This window comes from Tumebacillus permanentifrigoris (genome assembly GCF_003148565.1).
GTDB lineage: Bacteria > Bacillota > Bacilli > Tumebacillales > Tumebacillaceae > Tumebacillus > Tumebacillus permanentifrigoris.
In genome coordinates, this window is sequence record NZ_QGGL01000020.1 from 28705 (window position 1) to 50436 (window position 21732).

At 55.8% G+C, this 21732-nt stretch carries 23 protein-coding genes; 22 read left to right on the forward strand and 1 reads right to left on the reverse strand.

Annotated features, from left to right (window positions below; translation table 11 throughout):
* Positions 1–84 precede the first annotated feature (84 nt).
* From C7459_RS19115 to C7459_RS19170, 12 genes are all read left to right on the forward strand, one after another.
* The gene (locus tag C7459_RS19115; protein WP_109690885.1) at positions 85–1971 is read left to right on the forward strand and encodes a peptidoglycan D,D-transpeptidase FtsI family protein; all 1887 of its coding nucleotides are present in this window, start codon (positions 85–87) and stop codon (positions 1969–1971) included.
* A gap of 49 nt (positions 1972–2020) precedes the next feature.
* Positions 2021–2710 (forward strand): septum site-determining protein MinC, encoded by a 690-nt coding sequence (gene minC / locus C7459_RS19120; protein WP_109690886.1) that lies wholly within the window; start codon positions 2021–2023, stop codon positions 2708–2710.
* 17 nt (positions 2711–2727) lie between these two features.
* Positions 2728–3519 (forward strand): septum site-determining protein MinD, encoded by a 792-nt coding sequence (minD, locus tag C7459_RS19125; protein ID WP_109690887.1) that lies wholly within the window; start codon positions 2728–2730, stop codon positions 3517–3519.
* Between the two features lie 120 nt (positions 3520–3639).
* A complete protein-coding gene (locus tag C7459_RS19130) occupies positions 3640–4674 on the forward strand; it encodes a M23 family metallopeptidase (protein WP_109690888.1) in 1035 nt (344 codons plus the stop codon).
* A gap of 8 nt (positions 4675–4682) precedes the next feature.
* Positions 4683–5603, forward strand: coding sequence for a M50 family metallopeptidase (locus C7459_RS19135; protein WP_146201053.1), 921 nt, complete (start codon positions 4683–4685; stop codon positions 5601–5603).
* Between the two features lie 35 nt (positions 5604–5638).
* Positions 5639–7336 (forward strand): Rne/Rng family ribonuclease, encoded by a 1698-nt coding sequence (locus C7459_RS19140; RefSeq protein ID WP_109690890.1) that lies wholly within the window; start codon positions 5639–5641, stop codon positions 7334–7336.
* 193 nt (positions 7337–7529) lie between these two features.
* Positions 7530–7841, forward strand: coding sequence for a 50S ribosomal protein L21 (gene rplU, locus C7459_RS19145; protein ID WP_109690891.1), 312 nt, complete (start codon positions 7530–7532; stop codon positions 7839–7841).
* Positions 7842–7850: 9 nt separating this feature from the next.
* A complete protein-coding gene (locus tag C7459_RS19150) occupies positions 7851–8189 on the forward strand; it encodes a ribosomal-processing cysteine protease Prp (RefSeq protein ID WP_109690892.1) in 339 nt (112 codons plus the stop codon).
* 12 nt (positions 8190–8201) lie between these two features.
* The gene (gene rpmA / locus C7459_RS19155; RefSeq protein ID WP_109690893.1) at positions 8202–8507 is read left to right on the forward strand and encodes a 50S ribosomal protein L27; all 306 of its coding nucleotides are present in this window, start codon (positions 8202–8204) and stop codon (positions 8505–8507) included.
* Between the two features lie 60 nt (positions 8508–8567).
* The gene (locus tag C7459_RS19160) at positions 8568–9134 is read left to right on the forward strand and encodes a Spo0B domain-containing protein (protein WP_109690894.1); all 567 of its coding nucleotides are present in this window, start codon (positions 8568–8570) and stop codon (positions 9132–9134) included.
* A gap of 13 nt (positions 9135–9147) precedes the next feature.
* Complete coding sequence (gene obgE / locus C7459_RS19165; RefSeq protein WP_109690895.1) at positions 9148–10437, forward strand: GTPase ObgE; 1290 nt, start codon at positions 9148–9150, stop codon at positions 10435–10437.
* A 9-nt stretch (positions 10438–10446) separates the two neighbouring features.
* Positions 10447–10899, forward strand: a complete 453-nt coding sequence (locus tag C7459_RS19170; RefSeq protein WP_109690896.1) for a M67 family metallopeptidase — start codon at positions 10447–10449, stop codon at positions 10897–10899.
* Between the two features lie 61 nt (positions 10900–10960).
* On the opposite strand, the gene C7459_RS19175 is transcribed toward C7459_RS19170, so the two are convergent.
* On the reverse strand, positions 10961–11755 hold the full coding sequence (locus tag C7459_RS19175; RefSeq protein WP_109690897.1) for a sulfite exporter TauE/SafE family protein: 795 nt from the start codon (positions 11753–11755) through the stop codon (positions 10961–10963).
* 161 nt (positions 11756–11916) lie between these two features.
* Between C7459_RS19175 and C7459_RS19180 the strand changes: the two genes are divergently transcribed.
* From C7459_RS19180 to C7459_RS19225, 10 genes are all read left to right on the forward strand, one after another.
* Entirely contained in the window at positions 11917–13254 is a 1338-nt protein-coding gene (locus tag C7459_RS19180; RefSeq protein WP_170119564.1) for an MFS transporter, read from the forward strand.
* A 181-nt stretch (positions 13255–13435) separates the two neighbouring features.
* On the forward strand, positions 13436–14548 hold the full coding sequence (locus C7459_RS19185; protein WP_109690899.1) for an S-layer homology domain-containing protein: 1113 nt from the start codon (positions 13436–13438) through the stop codon (positions 14546–14548).
* A gap of 612 nt (positions 14549–15160) precedes the next feature.
* Positions 15161–16213: a GspE/PulE family protein gene (locus C7459_RS19190; RefSeq protein ID WP_109690900.1), complete on the forward strand. Its 1053-nt coding sequence runs from the start codon at positions 15161–15163 to the stop codon at positions 16211–16213.
* Positions 16210–17301 (forward strand): type II secretion system F family protein, encoded by a 1092-nt coding sequence (locus C7459_RS19195; RefSeq protein WP_109690901.1) that lies wholly within the window; start codon positions 16210–16212, stop codon positions 17299–17301. The genes C7459_RS19190 and C7459_RS19195 overlap by 4 nt, the downstream gene beginning before the upstream one ends.
* 21 nt (positions 17302–17322) lie before the next feature.
* The gene (locus C7459_RS19200) at positions 17323–17703 is read left to right on the forward strand and encodes a competence type IV pilus major pilin ComGC (RefSeq protein WP_109690902.1); all 381 of its coding nucleotides are present in this window, start codon (positions 17323–17325) and stop codon (positions 17701–17703) included.
* Positions 17700–18200 (forward strand): prepilin-type N-terminal cleavage/methylation domain-containing protein, encoded by a 501-nt coding sequence (locus tag C7459_RS19205; protein WP_109690903.1) that lies wholly within the window; start codon positions 17700–17702, stop codon positions 18198–18200. Before C7459_RS19200 ends, C7459_RS19205 begins: the two co-directional genes overlap by 4 nt.
* Positions 18197–18598, forward strand: coding sequence for a hypothetical protein (locus C7459_RS19210; protein WP_109690904.1), 402 nt, complete (start codon positions 18197–18199; stop codon positions 18596–18598). The genes C7459_RS19205 and C7459_RS19210 overlap by 4 nt, the downstream gene beginning before the upstream one ends.
* Positions 18528–19019: a prepilin-type N-terminal cleavage/methylation domain-containing protein gene (locus tag C7459_RS19215; RefSeq protein WP_109690905.1), complete on the forward strand. Its 492-nt coding sequence runs from the start codon at positions 18528–18530 to the stop codon at positions 19017–19019. The genes C7459_RS19210 and C7459_RS19215 overlap by 71 nt, the downstream gene beginning before the upstream one ends.
* On the forward strand, positions 19016–19357 hold the full coding sequence (locus C7459_RS19220; RefSeq protein ID WP_109690906.1) for a hypothetical protein: 342 nt from the start codon (positions 19016–19018) through the stop codon (positions 19355–19357). Before C7459_RS19215 ends, C7459_RS19220 begins: the two co-directional genes overlap by 4 nt.
* Positions 19358–19638: 281 nt before the next feature.
* Complete coding sequence (locus C7459_RS19225; protein ID WP_170119565.1) at positions 19639–21642, forward strand: methyl-accepting chemotaxis protein; 2004 nt, start codon at positions 19639–19641, stop codon at positions 21640–21642.
* Positions 21643–21732 lie beyond the last annotated feature (90 nt).

Sequence of the window (21732 nt, forward strand, 5' to 3'; positions counted from 1 at the left end):
TCCAAGCAGGAGGAATCAAGTCGTGCCAAACCGAAGTAGGTGATACCTACAAGCATAGGGGTACGTACAGAAAGGAGTACACCAGTGACCAATCTAGAGCGGGATAAACATTCGGTCACAGGAAAGCGGATGAACCTGATGTTTCTGGTCATCTTCATTTCCTTGGCCGTTTTAATTTTTCGACTGAGCTTTTTGCAACTGTCGCAAGGTCAAGAATTGCTCAAATCAGCGGAGAGCAACCGCTACATCACGCAATCGATTCCGGCCCCACGCGGCCTGATCTTTGATCGGAACAAGTCCGAATTGGTACGCAACAAACCTGCATTTACGATCACTTTCCAGCGCTTGAGCAATGATGTCCAGAATCCACTGATGCTCGATGCGACCCTGTACGAAGTGTTTGCGATGCAACCGGATGAACTGTGGAACGCGATGGACCCCTATGGCGAGATGTACTCGCTGGGCATGGCGCGCAAAGTGGTTAAAAACGCCACCGACAAGCAAGTGGCGTATGTTCGGGAACACGCGGATGAACTGCCGGGCTTTAACGTCGTCGTGGAACCCATACGCGATTATGTGGATGGAACGACCGCCTCGCACGTCATCGGGTATCTGAACAACATCCCGATGGACTTCTGGAAGGAACACAAAGACGAGTACCAACAGACCGACATGATCGGCACGGCGGGTGTGGAGAAGCAATACGAGAACCTTCTGCACGGCAAAGACGGCACGCTAAAAGTCGAGGTCAACATCAACTACCAACCGCTCAAGGACAAGCGGACGGAAGATCCGGTGAAGGGCCATGACCTCGTGCTCACCATCGACAAGCATATCCAAGAAGCGGCCGACAAAGCGCTCGCCAAAACCGTTCAGGACCTGCACCGTCAGATCCCGACTGTGAAGGAAGGCGCGGCGATCGCGATGAATCCAAAGACAGGTGAGATTCTGTCGATGTCCAGCTACCCGTCATTTGACCCGACGTGGTGGATCGATGGCATGACGAACAAAAAGTATGCCGAGAATTTTGCCCCCGCAGAGAAAAACCGGGCGATCACGGAGCTGTATTTCCCCGGATCGACCGTCAAGATGGCCACCGTCTTGATCGGAATGAAGGAAGGCGCGATTCGGGACCCGTTCGCTTCGATCCTAGACCCGGGTAGCATCTATCTAGGGGACAAAGAGATTCGGTCTTGGGCCTCGAATCTCGGGTACGTGAACGCCTACAGTGCGCTGGCCAAGTCCAGCAACGTCTACATGATCAAGACCTTCCAGAATCTCTCGGGCTGGCGTCCGGGCATGAACTTCACCCAACTGGAATCTTATTATGCGAATGTCATGCCCGGTGTGTTGGACAAGATCATGGACTACCACAAGTCCCTTGGTTTGGGTTTGCAAACGACTGGCGTTGACTTGCCATTTGAAAATGAAGGGCAACTGGGCACCGAACGCAACATCTTCGACTGGGCGCTCGCCTCGTTCGGTCAGAATGAAAAATACACGCTGATGCAGTTGGCGTCCTATGTTTCGACGATCGCCAACGATGGCAAGCGGATGCAACCGCACGTCGTCAAAACGGTCATCGCTCCAGACGGCTCCGAACAGGAAGTTCAACCGAAAGTGGCTGGAGAAACTCCCTTCACGTCAGACCAACTGAAAGTGGTGCAAAAGGGCATGTACGACGTGACCCATGCGTCTTATGGGACGTTCAACATGTTTGCCAACTACTCCCCGGTGATCGCCGGCAAGTCAGGGACGGCGGAGACAGGTGGGGCGCTCAAAACGGAGAACTCCTTGTTCGTCGGATATGCGCCCTATGACAACCCGGAGATTGCTGTGGCGATCATCATCCCAGATAACGAAGCGAACGGTCACTCCTCGACCACCGTCGGTCCCGTCGCCAAAGCGATTTTTGATGCGTACTTCAAGAAGGACCTGAACACGGATGACAAAAAGCAGGAAAAACCCTAAGCCTCCGCGAATTAGTAACTGATGCAAGTGATGGAACAGGAGGGCCGGTATGGGACATCAAGCGGGATGCGAACTCAATCGAACCAGAACGCCCGTGACGATCAAGGGCATCCGTGATGGACTGGTCTTCATCCTACATGATCAGTGCTCCTTCGAAGAGATAGTGGAAGATCTTGAGGATAAATTGAACGGTTCCCACCGCCAACTGCTCACCGGCCCGCTGGTGCATGTTACCATTCAGAGCGGGTCGCGGCAGTTGACGGAACAGGAGCAGGAGAAGATTCGCGTTACGCTTGCGAGCCACGGGAATTTGATCATTCAGGAATTTCAATCGACAGCAGATCTGCTGGCCAAGACCAAGGTCGTTCACCCCCCACACCTCTACCACGGCATGGTGCGTTCCGGCCAGATTGTAGAGCATGAGGGTGATATCGTGATCATCGGCGATGTCAACCCCGGTGGACAGGTGCACGCCTCGGGCGACATCTTTGTGATGGGCACATTGCGGGGCCTCGCACATGCGGGGTGCCGTGGCAACGAGCGGGCAATCATCGCCGCCGTCTTCTTTCAGCCGACGCAGTTGCGCATCTGTGATGTGATCTCGCGCTCGCCTGACCTCACGCGTGAACAACAGCGCGAGATGTCGGCTACGGAGATGGAGTTTGCGTACCTGCGCGACGGCCAGATGGCGGTGGACAAGATGAACCACCTCTATAGCATTAGGGCCCGCGAGGACTAAGAGGAGGGAACGTACTAGTGGGAGAGGCAATCGTCATCACTTCCGGCAAGGGCGGGGTGGGCAAGACGACCACCAGCGCCAACATTGGCACGGCGCTGGCTCTGTCCGGTAAGAAAGTATGTCTGGTCGATACGGACATCGGGCTGCGCAATTTGGACGTGGTGATGGGGTTGGAAAACCGCATCATCTACGACCTCGTCGATGTCGTGATCGGAGAGTGCCGTCTGGAGCAAGCGTTGATCAAGGACAAGCGTTTTGATCACTTGTACTTGCTGCCGGCATCACAAACCAAGGACAAATCGGCACTGACGCCGGAATCGTTCAAGCCGATCGTCGAGAAGCTCAAGCAACAGTTCGACTTCGTGTTGCTTGACTGCCCGGCTGGTATCGAACTTGGGTTCCGCTTGGCGATCACCGGTGCAGACCGCGCCATCATCGTCACCAACCCAGAGGCAGCCGCCGTTCGGGACGCCGACCGCGTCATCGGATTGCTTGAAGCGGCGAAAATTCACCAACCGAAACTGGTCGTCAACCGCATTCGTCAGCATATGGTCAATGATGGTACGATGCTCGACATCGACGAGATCGTTTCGATTCTCGCGATCGACTTGCTTGGCGTGGTACCCGACGACGAGGGTGTCATCGCAGGTAGCAACAACGGTGAGCCGGTCGTGCTCAACCCGAATGCCAAGGCTGGCATGGCCTACCGCAACATCGCCCGCCGCATCCTCGGGGATTCGGTGCCGCTGCTCGTGCTCAACGACCGCAGTGGTTTTTTCTCCAAGATGAAGAAGATGATCGGACTCTAGGTTCTACGAAAAGGCGAGCGATCCGCACCAGCGGGTCGCTCGCTTTTTTCGTGCTTTCATAAACTCGTCCACCGGGTCATAGGATGGAACTAGAAACGGTAGAGGACGAGGGGGATCTAGATGGCAAAGTTTGAGTTCTGGAAAGCCAAACGCAAGCAGGAAGAATCGGAGCAAAGCCCGTGGAGCTATGAGCGATACCCGGCGGACACAACGCGCTCCAGCCTGTTCAGTGCAGAAGACGAGTGGGATGTTACACAATCCAAACCGGTGTTCACCCAAGCGCCGATCCATTCGGTTACGCGTCCGCGCAGTTATGAGGAGTTCCTGCGCGCGCGTGGTGGTGCGGTCGGGGGAGCAGGTGGACAAGGTCGTTACTATGACAGCCCCTATGGTGCGGGGCGGAGGTACTATGAGGAGGGGGAGGACGCAGGTACGACAGGTCTGCCGATGCATCGCTTGATGCAGATCCTCGGCGCTGTTGCACTGACTGGCATCCTCTACTTCACTTTTCATAGCGAGTCGCCAACCGCGAGCCGTGTCCAAGCGTATGTTACACAGCATCTCACCAACGACAGCAACCTCACAGGGCTGACGGCGTGGTGGCAATCGAATATCTCCGACAAAGTTGCGGTGCCTGCGATGAGCACGAGCACAGGGACTGTCACTGACCCCGCACCCGAGGCGAAATTTGCCTTGGTCCTGCCTGTCCAAGGCGCGAAAGTGAAAAATGCCTACGATGGCAAGGAACAACAAGGCATCACCTTCACCGCAGCACTCGGCGCGGACGTCCATGCCGCCGCCAAAGGCACGGTGGAGAAAATTGAGAAGGGCACAGGCGATGAGTATTCCGTCACGATCAACCACGGCGGCACGAATGGGCGCACGGTCTACAGCCATTTGGCCTCGGTCGATGTAGCGGCCAATGATGCCGTCGCGAGCGACCAAAAAATCGGTGCCCTGGCGAAAAAGGGGACAGCAACGCTGTTTTTTGCCTATCAAAATGACGGTGCCTACCTCGACCCGAACGATCTGCTGAACGCGTCCACAACGGGCCAAACCTCGGCCCCGACAACACCGACTCCTGCTGCTCCCGCCACAGAGAAGCCGGCGAACACCAGTGGGTCAAGCAGCACGAAGGCACCGGGCGGGGCGTGATCCGGGAGATGTCCAAGCCTGCGTTTTGGCCGACGGGCATGAAAGTCCGCGTACATCCCTTGTTCCTGCTCTTGCTGTTGGCAAGCCTCGGAGCAGGGATGATCGTGGAGACATTGGTGCTGTTCACGATCGTCATCGTTCACGAACTCGGCCATGTCTTTGTCGCCACCTCCTATGGGTACAAGATCCGCGAGATGCAGATTCTGCCCTATGGCGGGGTGGCCAAACTGGAACACGGGGCGATGGGCTGGAACCCGCGCCACGAGGTGGCGATCGCGATTGCCGGGCCATTGAACAACTTGCTGATGATCCTCGTCGGGGTGCTGTTGCACGCGGCGGGTTGGTGGTCAGACGGGCTGACACAGTTTTTTATCAAAGGCAATCTGATGATTGGCTTTTTCAACCTGCTGCCTGCCCTGCCGTTGGATGGGGGTCGAATCTTGCGTGCCGCGACATCGGGCACACGAGGGTTCCGGGCGGCGACGGAGGTGTCGATACGGATGTCGTTTGGGATCGCCGTGCTCTTGATCCTGTTCGGGCTGCTCTCGCTGTGGGCGGGTTATCCGAACCTCGCGTTTCTGATGCTCGGCGCCTTCTTGCTGTTCTCGGCGTGGGAACTGCGCAAGGGGATGCGTGTGGACATGATACGGTTTCTCGACGCCAAGCGGCGGGGCGTGCCACGTCGAGCCCAAGAAGTGCGCACGCTGGCGGTGCCGGATACGATGCAGGTGCGCGAAGTGATCGAACAGTTCGCGCCAGACGCGTATCACATGATCTATGTTTTGGATGAGCGAAAAAAAGTGCAGACTGTGCTTGAGGAAGAAGATCTGGTACACAGCGTCTTCGAAGAGAACGGGATGCGCCTGACGCTCCGTCAACTGCTGGATGGTGGTAGAAAAGGAAATGACAACCGTTTGTCGAAGATGTGATAGAATTCGATAGTGCAGAAAGGGGAAGGTGACAAGTGCGCAAACAGATCTTGGTAAGTCAGGACAGACGAGAATTGCGCGCGGCCATCCTCGAGGACGGTCGCACGGTGGAATACTACACGGAACGGCAAGCGACATCTGCTCTGCCGCACGTTGGCAACATCTACAAGGGGCGCGTAGCGAACATCCTGCCGGGTATGCAGGCGGCGTTCGTCGACATCGGGGTGGAGAAAAACGCATTTCTCTACCTCGATGACGCGTTACCCCTCTATCCAGGAACACTCAGCCCGGACCGCAAGCCGCAGATCTCCGAAGTGATCAAGGAGGGCCAGGAAGTCCTCGTGCAAGTCACCAAGGAGCCGGTTGGCACCAAGGGAGCACGCGTTACTGCGAACATCTCGCTGCCCGGTCGGCACATCGTGTTGATGCCGAAGTCTCCATACGTCGGTGTCTCACGCCGGATCGAACAAGAGTCGGAGCGTGAACGCATCCGACAGATGGCGGAGCGGGTGCGCGCTCCAGAGGTCGGCATGATCGTGCGCACGGCGGCAACGGGTGTGACCGATCAACTGTTGGAGCAAGACTATCACTTTCTGAACGGAACTTGGCAACGGATTCTCCGACAGGCGAAAGGGGCGAAAGTCCCGGAACTCGTCTATCGCGATCTCGATCTGCTCTCGCGCTCCGTGCGCGACTTTTTCACAGAGGATGTCGAGGAGTTTTGGATCGACGATTTCGACTTGTTCGAGTCGGCGCGGGACTTGTTGCGTCATGCCTCCCCGAAATTGTTGGAGCGCTTGCATCTCTACAAGGGCCGCGAGAATCTCTTCGCCGCCCACCGCATCGATCAAGAGTTGGAAAAAGCGCTGAAGCGCAAAGTCTGGTTGCGTTCTGGCGGGTATCTCGTCATCGATCAAACTGAGGCGTTGACGGTGATCGATGTCAACACCGGCAAGTTTGTCGGTACGTCCTCACTTGAAGAAACGGTGTTCAAGACGAACGTGGAGGCGGCGCGCGAACTCTCGCGCCAATTGCGCCTGCGCGACATCGGCGGCATCATCATCATCGACTTCATCGATATGCGCGACCCCGCGCACAAAGAGAAGATCCGTGAAGAGTTGGAGAAGGCGATTCGTCGAGACCGCACGCGTGCGCATGTGCTCGGGATGACCCAACTGGGACTGATCGAGATGACGCGCAAAAAGGTCAGGCAGTCGCTAGATGAAGTCTTGCACCGCCATTGCCCGTACTGTGAAGGCAAGGGCAAGGTGCTATCTGAAGAGACCACAGCAGGGCGGATCGAGCGCGAACTCGCTGATTATCTGCGTTCCAAGGATCACGAAGCGGTGCTGGTCGAGTGCCATCCGGCTGTTGCAGCGAATCTGATTGGCCCGAGCGGACAAAACCTGCGTCGGATGGAAGAGGAGTGGGGATTGAAAGTCTTCATCAAGGGCCGCGACTCCCTGCATCTCGCCGAACACCGCATCTCGTGGGCAGGCACCGTCGAAGAGGTGGAATTGCGCGCCCTGCCGGTCCAACTTGGACAGGTGCTCCCGGTGCGCATCGACGAAATCCATGCACACAACCCGCGCGACGGCATCGCCCGCGTCGAAGGCTATGTGTTGGATATCCAACATGGAGGCTTGCACGTGGGGCAGGAGGTCTCCGTGAAGATCACACAAGTCAACCGGACCTTTGGTCGAGCGGTCGTTCTCGAAACATCCCCCATGTAAATGGCGGGGTGTTTTTTGTCGGGAATCCGCTACTTCTACTATAAGGGAAATGGTTTGACAGCCACTAGCGCATATGATAGGATATTTTAGTAAGCGTGCTGTGGTGTCACACACGTATTACCACCTAGCCCGGGTCGCAAACCTCTTCGGAGTACCTCGTGGGTAGTGAGTCTTTTAATGAGGAGGTGCACACATGTACGCAATCGTTCAAACCGGTGGTAAGCAGTACAAAGTTGCAGAAGGTGATGTTCTGTACATCGAAAAGCTCGAAGCTGAAGATGGCGCAGACGTAACTCTTGACCACGTCTTGCTCGTTTCGAAGGAAGGCGGCGTCGTAGTCGGTTCCCCGACTGTTGCAGGCGCAACCGTTACCGCGAAAGTCCTGAAGCACGGCAAAGCCAAGAAGATCCTTGTCTTCAAGTACAAGTCCAAAAAGAACTACCGTCGCAAGCAAGGTCATCGCCAACCGTACACCCAAGTACAAATCGAAAAAATCAACGCGTAGTCACTGCGCATGATTCGATCGATCATCTGGCGGGACAAGCAAGGGCGGGTGAACCGGTTCTCGGTTCAAGGACATGCTGGTGCGGCTGAATATGGCGAGGATATCGTCTGTGCAGCTGTATCGATGCTCGTCATCAACGCGATCAATTCCGCAGAGCACCTGCTCGGCGTAACGCTCGCGACAGACGATGATGCAGCACCCGGTGACGTAAAGTCTTCCATTCCTGTTCTGGCTGATCAGACGGCTGACGACAAACTTCAATTGCTTCTCGAAGCAATGGTTTTAGGCCTGAACCAAGTCGCGGATACCTATCCTGACTTCGTGAAGGTCGTAGAGAAAAATCTCTAGGAGGTGAAACTAATGATGAAACTGAATCTTCAATTGTTCGCGTCCAAGAAGGGGGTAGGTTCCTCCAAAAACGGACGTGACTCCCATGCGAAACGTCTGGGCGTTAAGCGCGCTGACGGTCAAGTGGTCACCGGGGGTTCCATCTTGGTTCGCCAACGCGGCACCAAGATCTACCCGGGCGTCAACGTTGGCAAGGGTGGCGATGATACCCTGTTCGCAAAAGTTGAGGGCCGTGTTGCTTTCGAGCGCATGGGTCGCGACAAAAAACGTGTCAGCGTATATCCGGTTGTTGTACAAGCTGAAGCTCTCGAAGCGTAAGCTGAGACAAGACGGCTCTCTGCGGAGGGCCGTCTTTTTTACATAAGGAGTTGAACGGGCATGAATGGACACCGGCGAACTTCCGCGCCCGATATGCGGGCGATGATGGAAGACAGCTTGGAAGTTCTGCGCATTTACCGCCATGATCTGATGAATCAGGTGCAACTGCTGCAGGCATACTCTCAATTAAAGAAATACGAGAGGCTCAATGATCCCATCCAAGCGTTGGTCAAAGAAGCCCAACGCCATACGGAATGGTCGGCGATCCCAAGTTCAATGGTGTCCTATGTGGTGCTCTCCCGTGACATCAAGTTTCAGATGCTGCAACTGCATGTCTCCTATGAGCAACAGGAGGAACCGACTGAGGCGGCCGAATGGCTCGCCGTCCGCTTGCTCGGAAGTTTGCTCGACAGCTTGGGTGAAACGTCCAAGACTTTGCTTGAGCCGTTGCCGATTGATGTATGGATTGTCTCATTCCGTCAAGGCTATGAGATAGGTTGGTTCGCCGATGTGCCGCACGATTGGGCAGCATGGGCGATGGCGTTTGCGGGTGAAGGGGTCGAACTTGTACAGGAACCTGTCGAGGACGGCATCGAATACCGCGTGCGTTTTCAGTTGCAAGAATAGAGGTGAAGGCACAATGTTCGTGGATACAGCTAGAGTTTACGTAAAAGGCGGCGACGGAGGGAACGGCATCGTTTCATTCCGCCGCGAGAAGTACATCCCGGAGGGCGGTCCTGGTGGCGGTGACGGTGGCAAGGGTGGCGACATCATCCTCGTCGTCGACGAGGGTCTGCGCACCCTGCTTGACTTTAAGTACAAGCGCCACTTCAAAGCCGAACGCGGCGAGTACGGCAAAACCTCCAACAAACACGGTGCCAAAGCGGACGACATGACGATCAAAGTCCCGCCGGGCACGGTGATCACCGATGCGGATACGCTGGAGTTTCTCGGCGACCTGACCCAACACGGTGACAAGTTGGTCGTGGCGCGCGGCGGTCGCGGTGGACGCGGGAACTCGCGTTTTGCCACGATGAACAACAAAGCGCCAGAGATCGCGGAAAAGGGCGAACCGGGCCAAGAACGCAACATCCAACTCGAGTTGAAGGTGTTGGCAGACGTTGGTCTGGTAGGCTTCCCGTCCGTTGGGAAATCGACCTTGCTCGCATCCGTTTCGGCTGCCAGACCGAAGATCGCGGCCTACCACTTCACGACGATCACCCCGAATCTGGGCGTTGTCGGCGTGCCGGATGGACGTAGTTTTGTCATGGCTGACTTGCCCGGTCTGATCGAGGGCGCGTCCGAAGGTCAGGGCTTGGGTCACCAATTCCTGCGCCACATCGAACGTACCCGCGTCATCGTCCATGTCTTGGACATGGCGGGGACGGAAGGTCGTGACCCGTATGAAGACTTCATCAAGATCAACGAGGAAGTGCGCCTCTACAACTACCGTTTGGAGGAGCGCCCGATGATCGTCGTGGCGAACAAGATGGACCTCCCAGAGGCCGAGGAGAACTTGCAAAAGTTCATCGAGCAGACGGAAGGCAAATACCCGGTCTATCCAGTCTCCGGGGTTACCCATCAAGGTCTTGATAAACTGCTCTTTGCGATTGCCGATACGCTCGATACGGCACCAGACTTTACGACGATCGACCTTGAGGAAGTGGAAGACAAGGACGAGCGCAAAGTCTACCGTCTCGAAGACGATGTGGATCGCTTCTGGATTACGCGCAACAATGAAGCCTACGTGGTCAACGGGCCTTGGATCGAGAAGTTGTGCAAGATGACCAACTTCGAGCAGTACGATGCGGTCAAGCGCTTCCAACGGATCATGAAGGAAAAAGGTGTCGATTCCGCACTGCGCAAAAATGGCGCGATGGAAGGCGATACCATTGAGATTGGCGAATACAGCTTCGACTTCGTGGAATAGTCGGACTGCATGAGCCAAGGCAGGTTCCGACCCGTTGCGTTGCGACAGGTGGACGCTGGGGACGCTAGGGACGCTGGGGATGTTCATCATCCTGACTCCCTAGCCATTTCAGCGTCTCTGTTGCATCACACAGTCACAGATCTGTGCAACGTACTCCCTGAGGAGGGCGTCGGGTTGTGGAGCGGGCATGGACGCGACGTGCGGACATGGACGTTTTTGCCGAATGCGGCGCAGGATCGGTTGGTGCGGTATGCGGTGCAGCCGCAGGATTGGATTGCGGTCTTGCGTGCAGTGTCCTCGCGTGGTGAAATTCCGCTCGCGCTGGTGCATAGCCATCCGACCACACCTGCCGTTCCGTCAGACTACGACCAATCCCACTGGCACTATCCCGACCTCTGGTGCGTCATCTTCTCGTTTGCAGGGGAGACGCCTCAATGCAATGCCTACAAGTTCGGCAAATAAAAACAGGACGATTGCCTTCGTCCTGTTTTTTTGTGTTCTTTTTTCGTGTACGACTGGCGTATCATTTTGTAATCAGGCGCAAAGCCACTACGATCAGCATCACGGAGAGGATGCGCAAGATCAGTTTCGCTGGCAACTTGGCAGCAACGCGCGCTCCGAGTTGTCCTCCGAGGAATGCACCTGGTGCCAAGAACAGGACCAGCCACCATTCGATGTCGCCACGCATCCAGTACGTGCCCGTCGAGACGATCGCCGTCAGGAAGATCGTGAACATCGAGGTGGCTGTCGCGATGTGCGGCGGGAACAACAGGAGCAGCGTCATCGTCGGCACCAGCAACGAACCGCCGCCAATACCGAGCAGCGAAGCCAAGAATCCTACAAAAAAGGAGATGGCCACACCCAACCACAAATTGTACTCGTACTCAAACTTCGTGCCACCCGCATCGAAAAACGAGCGGCGCACCGTAACCGGCAGGCCCAGATTCAACGGCTTTTTCGGCTTGAAGACCAAGAACAGGGCGATGGTGATCAAGAAACAGCCGAACCCGACAAAAAAGCCCTTGCCCGTCATCCGCTCAGCCGCCAACGCCCCGATGATCGAACCGGGTATCGAAGCGGCTGCAAATGACAACCCAGCAGTAAAGTCGATTCGCTTCTGGCGGGTGTACGCCATCGTGCTCGAGATCGAGTTGAACAGCAGCACCGCCATCGAGGTGGCCGTGATGTGCGCGGGCGCCAAGTCACCATGCAAGAACGCGAGGGCAGGCACGACGATGAATCCACCGCCGAGCCCGACGATCGAGCCGGAAAATCCGGCGAGCATGCCGATCAAAACTAAAAGGAGTGAAGGAATCATGAGTGTAACAACGCACCTCCCAGCATTCGCTACGATTTCCAAGTCGAAGCTTTTGAAATCGCTAGCCCTGTATCGTTCTCTCTATTGTAACGCACGCAATGAATTTTTCCCATTGCGCGTGTAGACTTGTTTGCTTAATCCTGAGAGGAGGCTTATTTCCCATGCGTCCCAGTGTGCGTCCTAACTGGTTCAGTTCGGCGCTGGAAAGACGAAACTTCAAAGGGCTGACAGTCGACGGTGCGCTCTACTTCGTCGCCCTGACGTTCCTCGATGCCACGATCTTAATCCCCTTGTTCCTCCAGCACGTGAGCGGCTCACCGCTGCTGATCGGGCTTGCCACCGCGATACGCCACCTCTGCTTTGTCCTGCCACAAGTGTTCATCGCCAAATGGATGCACCGCATCCCGCGCCTCAACCGTTTTGTGTTCCGCACCTATTTGTTTTGTCGGTTCGGCTTCTTGCTGGTGATCGGGATGTTGTTTTTCAACTCCCAATCTCCGTGGGTGTTGATCTGCTTTTTCATCGGGCATACGCTGTTCTGCCTCGGGGAAGGGCTGATTCAAGTTCCTTGGATGGATTTGTTCGGACGTACCATTCGTCCACAAAATCACGGCAAACTGTTCGGGTTGATGCAGACGCTCGGAGCGGTCGGCTCCTTTGCCGCTGGCCTGTTGATCCAGCACGTGCTCAGCCACCCGGAGCGGTTTCCCTATCCACTGAACTTCCTGATCGTGTTCTCGATGGCGTTTCTGCTGCTAACCTGTTCGACTCTGTCCTTTCTATATGTCAGAGAAGGGGTGCGTAGAAGCGAGGTGCCCCTCGAACCGGAAAAAAAGCGTTCCGAGCCCTCGCAGACGCTCGCGGCAACGCTGCGCCAGAACCTGCCATTTCGCAGGTTGACTTTGATTCAGATGTTGATCGGGCTACACCAGTTGGCGATGCCGTTCTACATCTTATATGTACAAGAGATGCCAGGGGTCGAAATGGACTTGATCGGGCGATTGGTCATCGCGCAGATCGTCGGTGGGATGGTGGGCGGACTGCTGTTCGGACTGCTCAGCGAGAAGTTTGACAACCGCACGACGATTCGCTGGGCGGTGCTAACCAATGTAGGGGTTCCGATCCTCATCCTGTACGCCGGGCAGCAAGCGGGCGGTGTGGGGCAACAGTCATTGGTCGTGCTGGCATTTTGCCTGATGGGCGTGGTCAGCGGTGGTTGGATCGGATTCACCAACTACCTGCTGGAAATCTCCAACGACCACACGCGTGGTCGACTGGTCGCGTATCTCAACATGTGTACAGCACCGTTGTCGTTGTTGCCGGTGTTCAGCGGGAGTTTGTTACAAGCCTTCTCCTACGAAAATGTGTTCGGGATCGTGCTGATCCTCTTGCTCGTTGCCTTGTTCTTGTCTTGGAAGTTGCCGCTCACCACCATTCGTCATCGTCGAGGTGAGAGGGGGGTGCGGTCGGATCGGCAAACCAACGCCGCTCCACGGTGACAATAGCGAACAGGACGATCAGTATGATCCACACGGAGTGAACCACCTCCTTCCTCGGGCTTGTGTTCGTCGAAACGGCGAACTTTTTGCAAGAATTTGATGGTCATTTGCTTGAGTATTCAGCCGTACACTTCACATGAATTGAAAATTGAATCTCGGATCATTCATGGGAGGGTTTTGAGTGGCTTCTTACTTGAAAAAAATGGCGTTGGTCTTGGCATCTAGTGCGGTGGCGGGTGGCTATCTCGGGTTTGTGTCGGCAGGAAGTGTCGTGCAGGCGGCGGACGACAAGCTCAGTGTACAGATGGTCGAGGATTACCAGAGCGTGGGTGCAGGCGGGGAGATCGGGTACCACATCCTCTACCACAATGTGGAGAACCGCAACAATTCCCACGTCCAACTGAAAGTCAAACTGCCAGAAGGTCTGGACATCGACCCCAACGAGAACGGTGGGGCCACGTGGGACTCGGGCACTCGCTTGTTGACGTGGAACTTGAAGGACGTCGAGTCGAATGGAGCACGCGTCACACATTTTAACTTGAAGGTGAAAGCGGACGTGGTGGTGAACACCAATTACGAACTGTCCTGCGTAGTGGAAGAGGATGGAAAATGGAAGATGGAGACGCCGAAAATCAAGTTCAAAACCGGTACGGAGATCGATCAGCCCTACTTGGTCGGCTACCCGGATGGTTTGTTCCACCCGGATGCGCAGATCACCCGCGCAGAAGCGGCGGCCGTCGTGGCACGTGTGGCGAATTTGACAGATGGAACGGCGCTGGTCAAACCCTATTCTGACGTGCCGACGAACCATTGGGCGGCAGGGTACATCAACAAAGTTTCGCACGCGGGTTTCATGAGTGGTGACGGCAACGGGTCGTTCCGTCCAGACGCTCCGATCACGCGCGCGGAGTTGGTGTGCTTGGTGTTGGCGATGCGCGGAGTGCAGGCGCTGTCGTTCGACTCCTTCGACGATACCAAGGACAACTGGGCGAAGGAATTCATCGGCACGGCGAAGGCGTTGCGCTGGGTGGACGGCGACGACAAAGGCAAGTTCAACCCGAACGCATCGACGGCGCGTGCAGAGGCGGCGAAATTGTTTGACATCGCCTTGTTCCGCGGGCCGTTGAAGGATGGTGTGATCCCCGTCCAGCAACACTTCCCGGACGTCTCACCGAAGAGTTGGGCGTATGGATGGGTGGAGGAGGCAGCAGTGGTCGCACACGAGTCGGTGCATCGGGGTCGTGGGATCGAGCAGTTGATCCGCTATCTGCCAGAGCAAACCAAACCGCTGTAAGGGATTGAGATTGAAAGCACCCGGCATTGTGTCTGGGTGCTTTTTTGAATCTGCCTACACATTTGCAATGGCGTAACTGGGTGTGATAAGACCGGTTGGTAAGGATCGCAGGGGTGGAATTTGGGTGATGGTATACGGCGAAGATGCTGGGGAACATTCGGAGTTGCTTCGTGCGCGATGGAACAGCGTTGGCCTACCCTTTCGTTTTGGAGGAGGCGTTTTCCTGCTAGAATTGTTACAAGTTGAGAAAAATTTGCCGAGAAATCCTGCGCCTCATGCGCGGGGTTTTGTTTTTTCTGAGTTAAATGAGTCAGGTGGTGGCAGGTGAACATAACTTTTTTTCACAACCGATACTGAAGAGATGATAAATGTTTTTAATGATAATTAATTTCTCAATCGAAGAATTGTCGAGCATTCTAATGAAAAGGATCGGTCAAAGTGACGCGAAACTCTCCATCTCCGCTTGCACAATTTCGGTTGTTAAACGAAGTGGAGGGGTTTATTTACTTCTGTTTTTTGAGTAAAATACCCTTTGCCAAGCACGAATTTTGATGGTAAATTCCAAATCAAGATGCGCATCCGACACCAAGGGAAAAAAGGAGCTACCACAACATGAATGAGTCTGAACAAGCAATGACCGACCCGATCGAAGGGCTGATCCGCAACGCGTATGCCAGCGGGGTGAGCGACATCCACATCGAGCCAGGGGAGGAACAGCACTATGCGATTCGGGTGCGCGTGAACGGGGGATTGCAGAGTTGGGAATCTGGCGAGGGGACGCTGGAGCAAACGGTATCGCGCGTCAAATTGATGGCGCGCATGGACATCGCCGAACGCCGACTGCCGCAGGACGGGAGTTTCCGTCTGGGGATGGGGGCAGGGGAATCGGTTGATGTCCGCGTCTCTTCGCTACCGACGATTCACGGCGAGAAATTAGCCTTGCGCCTGCTGCCCAATCGCGCCCGGCATGCGTTGGACGAACTGGGGTTCGATGTGAAACAGTTGCGGCTGTTTCGTTCGTGGGTGGAGGCCAAGCACGGCATGGTACTGGTCACGGGACCGACCGGTTCTGGAAAAACGACCACGCTCTATGCGACGCTTTTGCATCTCCAGCACGCAGGTGTGAACATCTCGACGCTGGAAAATCCGGTGGAGATCAAATTGCCAGGGATCAACCAAGTCGAGATTCAGCCGCGCATGGGACTGACGTTTCCGACCGCGTTGCGCTCGATCCTCCGCCAAGATCCTGATGTGCTGATGGTCGGTGAAGTCCGTGATGGGGAGACAGCAGAGGCGGCATCTCGTGCGGCGTTGACCGGGCATCTCGTGTTGACTTCGTTGCATAGCGAGAGCGCGGTGGGGGCGTTGCTGCGACTGATTGACCTCGGGATCGCGCCACAGGTGGTGGCGACTTCCGTGCGCGGGGTGATCGGACAGCGTTTGATCGAAACGGCCCAGGGGCGTCGGGCGGTGTTCGAATGCCTGCCGATCAGCGAGACGATTCGCCAAGGACTGTACCACCGCGCCGATGCGCACGAACTCACAGTGCGGGCTCGTCGCGATGGATGTCGTCTGCTCCCAGACATCCTCAGCGAGTGGCTCGATCACGGGTTGATCGACGACCAAACGTATGACCGCCACCTCGATCAGCGAGGACTCCGATGACCGACCGTCACGAAACGACCGCCTGGAACAAACAGGCGGCACGTCTCCTGCGCAAAAAAGTGGACATCCTGCGCCGCCAAGCGATCTTCCTTGCGCCAAGCAGGTTTCAACTGTCAGAGGCCGCATGGGGGCGGTATGCGGAGCGGTTGGGGCGCTTGTTGGAAACGGGGGTGCCACTGCTGGAGTCCTTGCGCTTTCTGGCTGCACGGGGCGAGCAGCGACAGCGAGCGCTGTCGTTGCGGTTGGATCGAGATCTGCGTGCAGGTCGCAAGCTCTCCGAGTCGATGCGCGTGGCACAGGCCCCGCTGTTGATTCTCGCGTTGGTGCAAGCGGGCGAGCACAACGGGGATCTGGCGGCGAACTTAGGACGAGCCGCCGCCTCCTGTGCGGAGCGGGAACTGTGGCGCAAGGAGCGGCGGCAAGCGATGGCCTATCCTGCTCTGCTCAGCGTACTTCTGGTGTGTCTGACCGGCTTTTTGTTTGAGTTCGTGATCCCACGCTTTGCCGACTTGTACGCAAGTATGGGGGTGCAGATCGGGCCTGGCCCACTGTTGATGTTCGCACTGGCGAGACATGATGTGTGGCTGCTTGGGCTGCTGGCACTCCTGACCAGCGTCTTTCTGCTGGCTGTGCGTGCCGCTCGTGAGCGGTTGCCGTTGTTGCGGACGTATCATAGGATCGACCGGACGCATCAATGGGCGGTCACTCTAGGCGTGTTGCTGGAAGGGGGTGTGCCGCTGTTGCAGGCGTTGGAGATTCAGGCGGGTCTTGCCATGCCCCGCGCCCAAGTGGAAGTCTCACAACGCGTGCGTGCTGGCATTCTCCGTGGACAAACTCTAAGCAACACGCTGAGCAGGGAACGGCTCGATGACGCACTGGTGCTCTCTGTGCAAGTGGCGGAAGCGACGGGGGATCTCGGACGAGCCCTGTTGACGTCCGCCAAGGAGTTGGCCCAGCGACGCAAACGGAGGATGGACATGTTGTTGAAACTGGTGGAACCCTTGCTGTTGTTGATCGTCGGCGGCTTCGTTGGGCTCGTGGCCCTGTTCCTGTTCTGGCCGATGCTGGACTTGCTTCAATCGATCTGACACCTGAGAGGAGAGATTCACATGATGAAAAAAACGCTTCGCTCCTTCTGGCGCGACCAACGCGGCTTTACTTTGATCGAGCTGGCCGTTACAATTTTTGTCATCTCGATTCTGATCGCGATTGCCATCCCGAACTTGCGCGGCACTGGTGACAAGGCGCAAAAAGTCACTTGCGAAGGCAACCAACGCCTCCTGCGCGCCCAACTGGAAAACTACTATCTCACCGAACATGGCTACCCCAACGCACTCACCGACGCGGATCGCTTGCAACAGTTGGTCACCACCAACTACCTCCAATCCCTCCCCATCTGCCCTGCAGGTGGCACCTACCACCTCACACTCTCCGCTGACAAAAGCTCCGTCACCGTCGATTGCACCAAGCACGGAGCCCTCGGTCTATGATCTCCACGAAAATCCCATCGAATATCTCCACGGAAAAACCGCACCCTCTCCACGCCGAACACGGCTACACCCTCCTCGAACTCCTGGTCACGCTCTTCCTCCTCTCGTCGCTGTTCGCCATGACTTTTCCCAGTCTCAAACGCTTGTTTCAACACTATGAGCTCGACGTATCAGCTCGTCAACTCGCCACGCAGATGCGCAATGACCAGATGTCCGCTTGGTCGCGCGCAGATGTCCAAGAGATCTGGTTGAACCGTTTTAAACCCCAATACCAACTCTGGCGCAACGGTCAATTCACCGGACAAGTCAAACTGCCGGACACGATCCAATACCTGAATGGCTACTTAGAACCGTCAGCCGCCGTGTTTCGCTTCGACGCCACCGGCGTGCTGACAGGAGGCGGGCAGGTGCGCCTCCTCAACAAGCTCCGCGAAGCTGCAGATCTCAACGTGTACCTGACGACGGGGACGGTTGTCTATGAAGGTGTTCATCCATGACACACCGTTTTTTCCCTAAAAACGAGCAAGGCTTCGTGCTTCTCGAAACCTTGCTCGCACTCTTGATCCTCTCTCTCGGGCTGTTGTTGATCACCGAACTCTGGCAAGCCTGCGGACAAATGGAGCGTCGAACCCAAACGGAACTCCTGCTCTCCCGGCGAGCATTCTCAATGATTGAACTGACCCGCGTTTCCTCCACACCGATCGTGGGCACCCGCACACTTGCGGTAGCCGGTGCCACAGAAACCACGGAGATCACGCCTGATCCAGCCAGCGGACTGAAGCGCATCACATTCACGTACACGTGGCAAGAAGGAGGCCGTACCTATGTCCAACGTTGGGCGACTCTATCTCATGAGACGCAACCTCAACAAGGAGCAGGGCCTCACGCTCCTTGAGTTGCTGATCGCGCTGACGATCTGGGCGCTTCTGCTTCCGGTGATCGCAGGTGGGTTGCTTTTTACCGTCCAGTCGTACACCCGTGCCAGTGAACGGCTTGAAGCGCGCGAGCAAGCCCTCGCTGTCCTTCGCAAGGTGGAAGGGGAGGTACGCGACGGGCACAGTTTCAAGGTGCAGAGCAATGGAGTGTCTTTTCTAGACGTTCACGACCGGCTGGTTCAATACCAACTGACCCGAACGGGTCTGCTGCAACGGGTGGAGGAGGGGGTTGGCAACACGGTGATCGGGGCAAAACTCACCGTCTGCCGCTGGGCGCTTGATGCCAGCCCGCCGCTCCTCCACCTGCAACTCACCACGCAGGTCGGTCGTGCGACAGTTGAACTGGAGGAACAACTCGCCGTGCCGCAGGTGTCGCCATGAAGATCGTGCTCCCACTCGCGCTGCTCACCCTCGCCAGCCTGTTGCTGGGCGCATTGCTCTCGCTCAACACCAAGGATTTGCAGATGACGGAGGCGTTCATCGCCGCTGAGCAAGCCTCTGCTCTCGCGGAGGCGGGATTGCGACATGCGGGTCAACAGCTCACGATGAACCCTGCTTGGCGTGGGCCGTTGCAAAACGTGCCCTGTGGTCCGGGCACGTATTCTGTGCTCGTCACAGATCTCGGTGGAGGCAAACTCGCATTGAACAGTACAGGGACGGTGGGACTTGCCAAGATCAAATTGCAAAAATACTGGGGGCAAGTACCCACAAGCAACTAGATGGGAAAGCGATGGAGGAGAACTCTGCAAAAAGGCACGTTTCCACTTGTGGGAACGTGCCTTTTTTCAAATAGTAAGAAGTTCGGAGATCATGCTTTACACATATCAAAAAATATGAAACACTAGGATATAAATATAAATTTAGAGAAATTTATAGGACGGGGAGAGGGACCGCTGTGCAAACTGTTTTGTATCCGTGCCTTGCTATGTTAAACAGGCTACGGTACTCGCAAAAATTTGCCTTGGTAGGCTTGCTCATGCTGTTTCTGGTGGCAGTTACAATGTACTTTCTGCTCGGACAATTGAACAAGGACATCGTGTTTGCTGAAAAAGAACGGATGGGATTACGTTACAACAACGCGGTTCTCGAGGTGATAACCCGCGTGCAGGAGAACCGCCGTGTGGTTGATGTGACGCAAAGCGGTGGGACGGTGGCAACCGATCAACTACAAGCCGCACACAGCCATGTAGAGCAGGCTCTTCACGAAGTGGATGTTGTGGAGCAGGATCTGGCAAACCGTTTTGAGACGCAGGAAGTCTGGGCGAAGATCAAAGCAAAGTGGGCAGACCTTGCATCAGGATCGGCAGGTGCGACCGTCCAAAACCAATATGATCAACATACGGCGTTGCTTGCGGATCTGCTCGCGTTGATGTCCCGTGTAGGGGACAAGTCCAATTTGATCCTAGATCCAGATCTAGACAGCTACTATCTGATGGATGCGACGATGGTGAGGTTGCCGTCTCTCGCTGAGGAGATCTCCCAGTTGCGTGAACTAGGTCGCGGGTTGGACAGTCGCCAAGGCATCACCAACGCAGAAACGACCCAACTGATTTACAAAATGGCCGCGATCACGTCGGGCTTCGATGCGATCAAACAGGGCGCAACCGTCATCTCTGCACAGAATCCCCCGCTTCAAGCTGATCTGGAGCAGCGCATACACCCCTTCGATCAGTCGTTCTCGGCGTTCAAACAAGAGCTAAACACCACATACATTGCCGCACAGCAACTCCAAAACCCACATCTCGGATATGAAGAAAAGGCAGCGAAAACGCTGGAGGACATCCACGCCCTCTATCAAGTAGAAGCCAAGCAGTTGGATCAGTTGTTGGTGGAGCGAAGGGCACATTATGCTTCCATCAAGTATTTTGTCATGAGTTTCGTGCTCGTTGTCTTTGTCCTCGTGCTCTATGTGTTTGCCGCTTTTTACGTGTCGATCATGAATGCCATTCGTACCTTGAGCACATCCGCACATGAAGTGGCAACTGGCAATTTGCTGATTCGAATTCCTGTCCAGACGCGTGATGAGATGCGGGATGTGGCGACGGCCTTCAATTCGATGATGGAGGCAGTCAAACTGGTCATCAATTCCAGCAAGCTGACAGCGGAACAAGTGAGCGTCACCTCTGACAAACTGGTTTCCATCGCCGACCAGACATCAAAAGCCAACCAGCAACTGGCTTTGTCGATACAGGAGTCGGTCAAAGGGGCCGACCACCAGTTGAGCAGAACAGAGGAAAGTTCAGACGCGATAAACGAGATGAGTCACGACATTCAACGCATCGCCGATTCGACCCACGAGGTCTCGGAGCTTTCGCAGACAGCATCTCGGAGTGCGGCAGATGGGAACAAGGCGATCGACAAGGTCGTGTACCAGATGGGGAAAATCGAGGACTCCGTGCAACTCACCGCAGAAAACATGCAGGAGTTGCACGCCCGCTCCAAACAGGTGCATCAAATTGTGGAGGTTATCAAAGTGATCGCGGGTCAAACCAACTTGTTGGCACTGAACGCCGCAATTGAAGCGGCCCGCGTGGGGGAGTTTGGGCGTGGTTTCACCGTTGTGGCCGACGAGACGAGGAAATTAGCCGAACAAACGGCGAAGTCGGCGGAGGAAATCTACGACCTGATCCAGCAAATTCAAGAAGCTAGCGTAAACTCTGTCCAATCGATGGACGATGTGATCCAAGATGTGCAGCGCGGGCGAACTGTCGTGCAGGAAACGAACGACTCGTTTCAACACATCATCGCGTCCTCGCATGAGATCGCGGGGCAGATTCAGGAGATCTCCTCCTCCTCGGAATTGATGGCATCCAGTTCTGAGCAAGTGGCCGCGACCATATCGGAGATCTCCGCCGTGACGCGCGACTCGTATGAACAGTTTCAAGCCATCTCAGAGTTGTCCACGACACAAGTCGTCGTCATGCAAGAACTTGGTGAACAAGCGCATTTACTAAACCAGATGTCACAATCCTTACGTGAGCAGATTGGGCGGTTCACGCTGTAACCCTGTAATGAAAAAGGCACCCATCAGGGTGCCTTTTCACAGATTCGGGGGCGAAATTTGCAGAGCCCGTTTGCCCAAACGTTGACGAGT

What these genes read in the sequence shown, in the direction of transcription:
- minC (WP_109690886.1), top strand. Translation starts at nt 2,021, where the DNA reads ATGGGACATCAAGCGGGATGCGAACTCAATCGAACCAGAACGCCCGTG.
- C7459_RS19130 (WP_109690888.1), top strand. Translation starts at nt 3,640, where the DNA reads ATGGCAAAGTTTGAGTTCTGGAAAGCCAAACGCAAGCAGGAAGAATCG.
- C7459_RS19135 (WP_146201053.1), top strand. Translation starts at nt 4,683, where the DNA reads ATGTCCAAGCCTGCGTTTTGGCCGACGGGCATGAAAGTCCGCGTACAT.
- rplU (WP_109690891.1), top strand. Translation starts at nt 7,530, where the DNA reads ATGTACGCAATCGTTCAAACCGGTGGTAAGCAGTACAAAGTTGCAGAA.
- C7459_RS19150 (WP_109690892.1), top strand. Translation starts at nt 7,851, where the DNA reads ATGATTCGATCGATCATCTGGCGGGACAAGCAAGGGCGGGTGAACCGG.
- rpmA (WP_109690893.1), top strand. Translation starts at nt 8,202, where the DNA reads ATGATGAAACTGAATCTTCAATTGTTCGCGTCCAAGAAGGGGGTAGGT.
- C7459_RS19160 (WP_109690894.1), top strand. Translation starts at nt 8,568, where the DNA reads ATGAATGGACACCGGCGAACTTCCGCGCCCGATATGCGGGCGATGATG.
- obgE (WP_109690895.1), top strand. Translation starts at nt 9,148, where the DNA reads ATGTTCGTGGATACAGCTAGAGTTTACGTAAAAGGCGGCGACGGAGGG.
- C7459_RS19170 (WP_109690896.1), top strand. Translation starts at nt 10,447, where the DNA reads ATGAGCCAAGGCAGGTTCCGACCCGTTGCGTTGCGACAGGTGGACGCT.
- C7459_RS19175 (WP_109690897.1), bottom strand. Translation starts at nt 11,755, where the DNA reads ATGATTCCTTCACTCCTTTTAGTTTTGATCGGCATGCTCGCCGGATTT.
- C7459_RS19180 (WP_170119564.1), top strand. Translation starts at nt 11,917, where the DNA reads ATGCGTCCCAGTGTGCGTCCTAACTGGTTCAGTTCGGCGCTGGAAAGA.
- C7459_RS19190 (WP_109690900.1), top strand. Translation starts at nt 15,161, where the DNA reads ATGAATGAGTCTGAACAAGCAATGACCGACCCGATCGAAGGGCTGATC.
- C7459_RS19195 (WP_109690901.1), top strand. Translation starts at nt 16,210, where the DNA reads ATGACCGACCGTCACGAAACGACCGCCTGGAACAAACAGGCGGCACGT.
- C7459_RS19200 (WP_109690902.1), top strand. Translation starts at nt 17,323, where the DNA reads ATGATGAAAAAAACGCTTCGCTCCTTCTGGCGCGACCAACGCGGCTTT.
- C7459_RS19205 (WP_109690903.1), top strand. Translation starts at nt 17,700, where the DNA reads ATGATCTCCACGAAAATCCCATCGAATATCTCCACGGAAAAACCGCAC.
- C7459_RS19210 (WP_109690904.1), top strand. Translation starts at nt 18,197, where the DNA reads ATGACACACCGTTTTTTCCCTAAAAACGAGCAAGGCTTCGTGCTTCTC.
- C7459_RS19215 (WP_109690905.1), top strand. Translation starts at nt 18,528, where the DNA reads ATGTCCAACGTTGGGCGACTCTATCTCATGAGACGCAACCTCAACAAG.
- C7459_RS19220 (WP_109690906.1), top strand. Translation starts at nt 19,016, where the DNA reads ATGAAGATCGTGCTCCCACTCGCGCTGCTCACCCTCGCCAGCCTGTTG.
- C7459_RS19225 (WP_170119565.1), top strand. Translation starts at nt 19,639, where the DNA reads ATGTACTTTCTGCTCGGACAATTGAACAAGGACATCGTGTTTGCTGAA.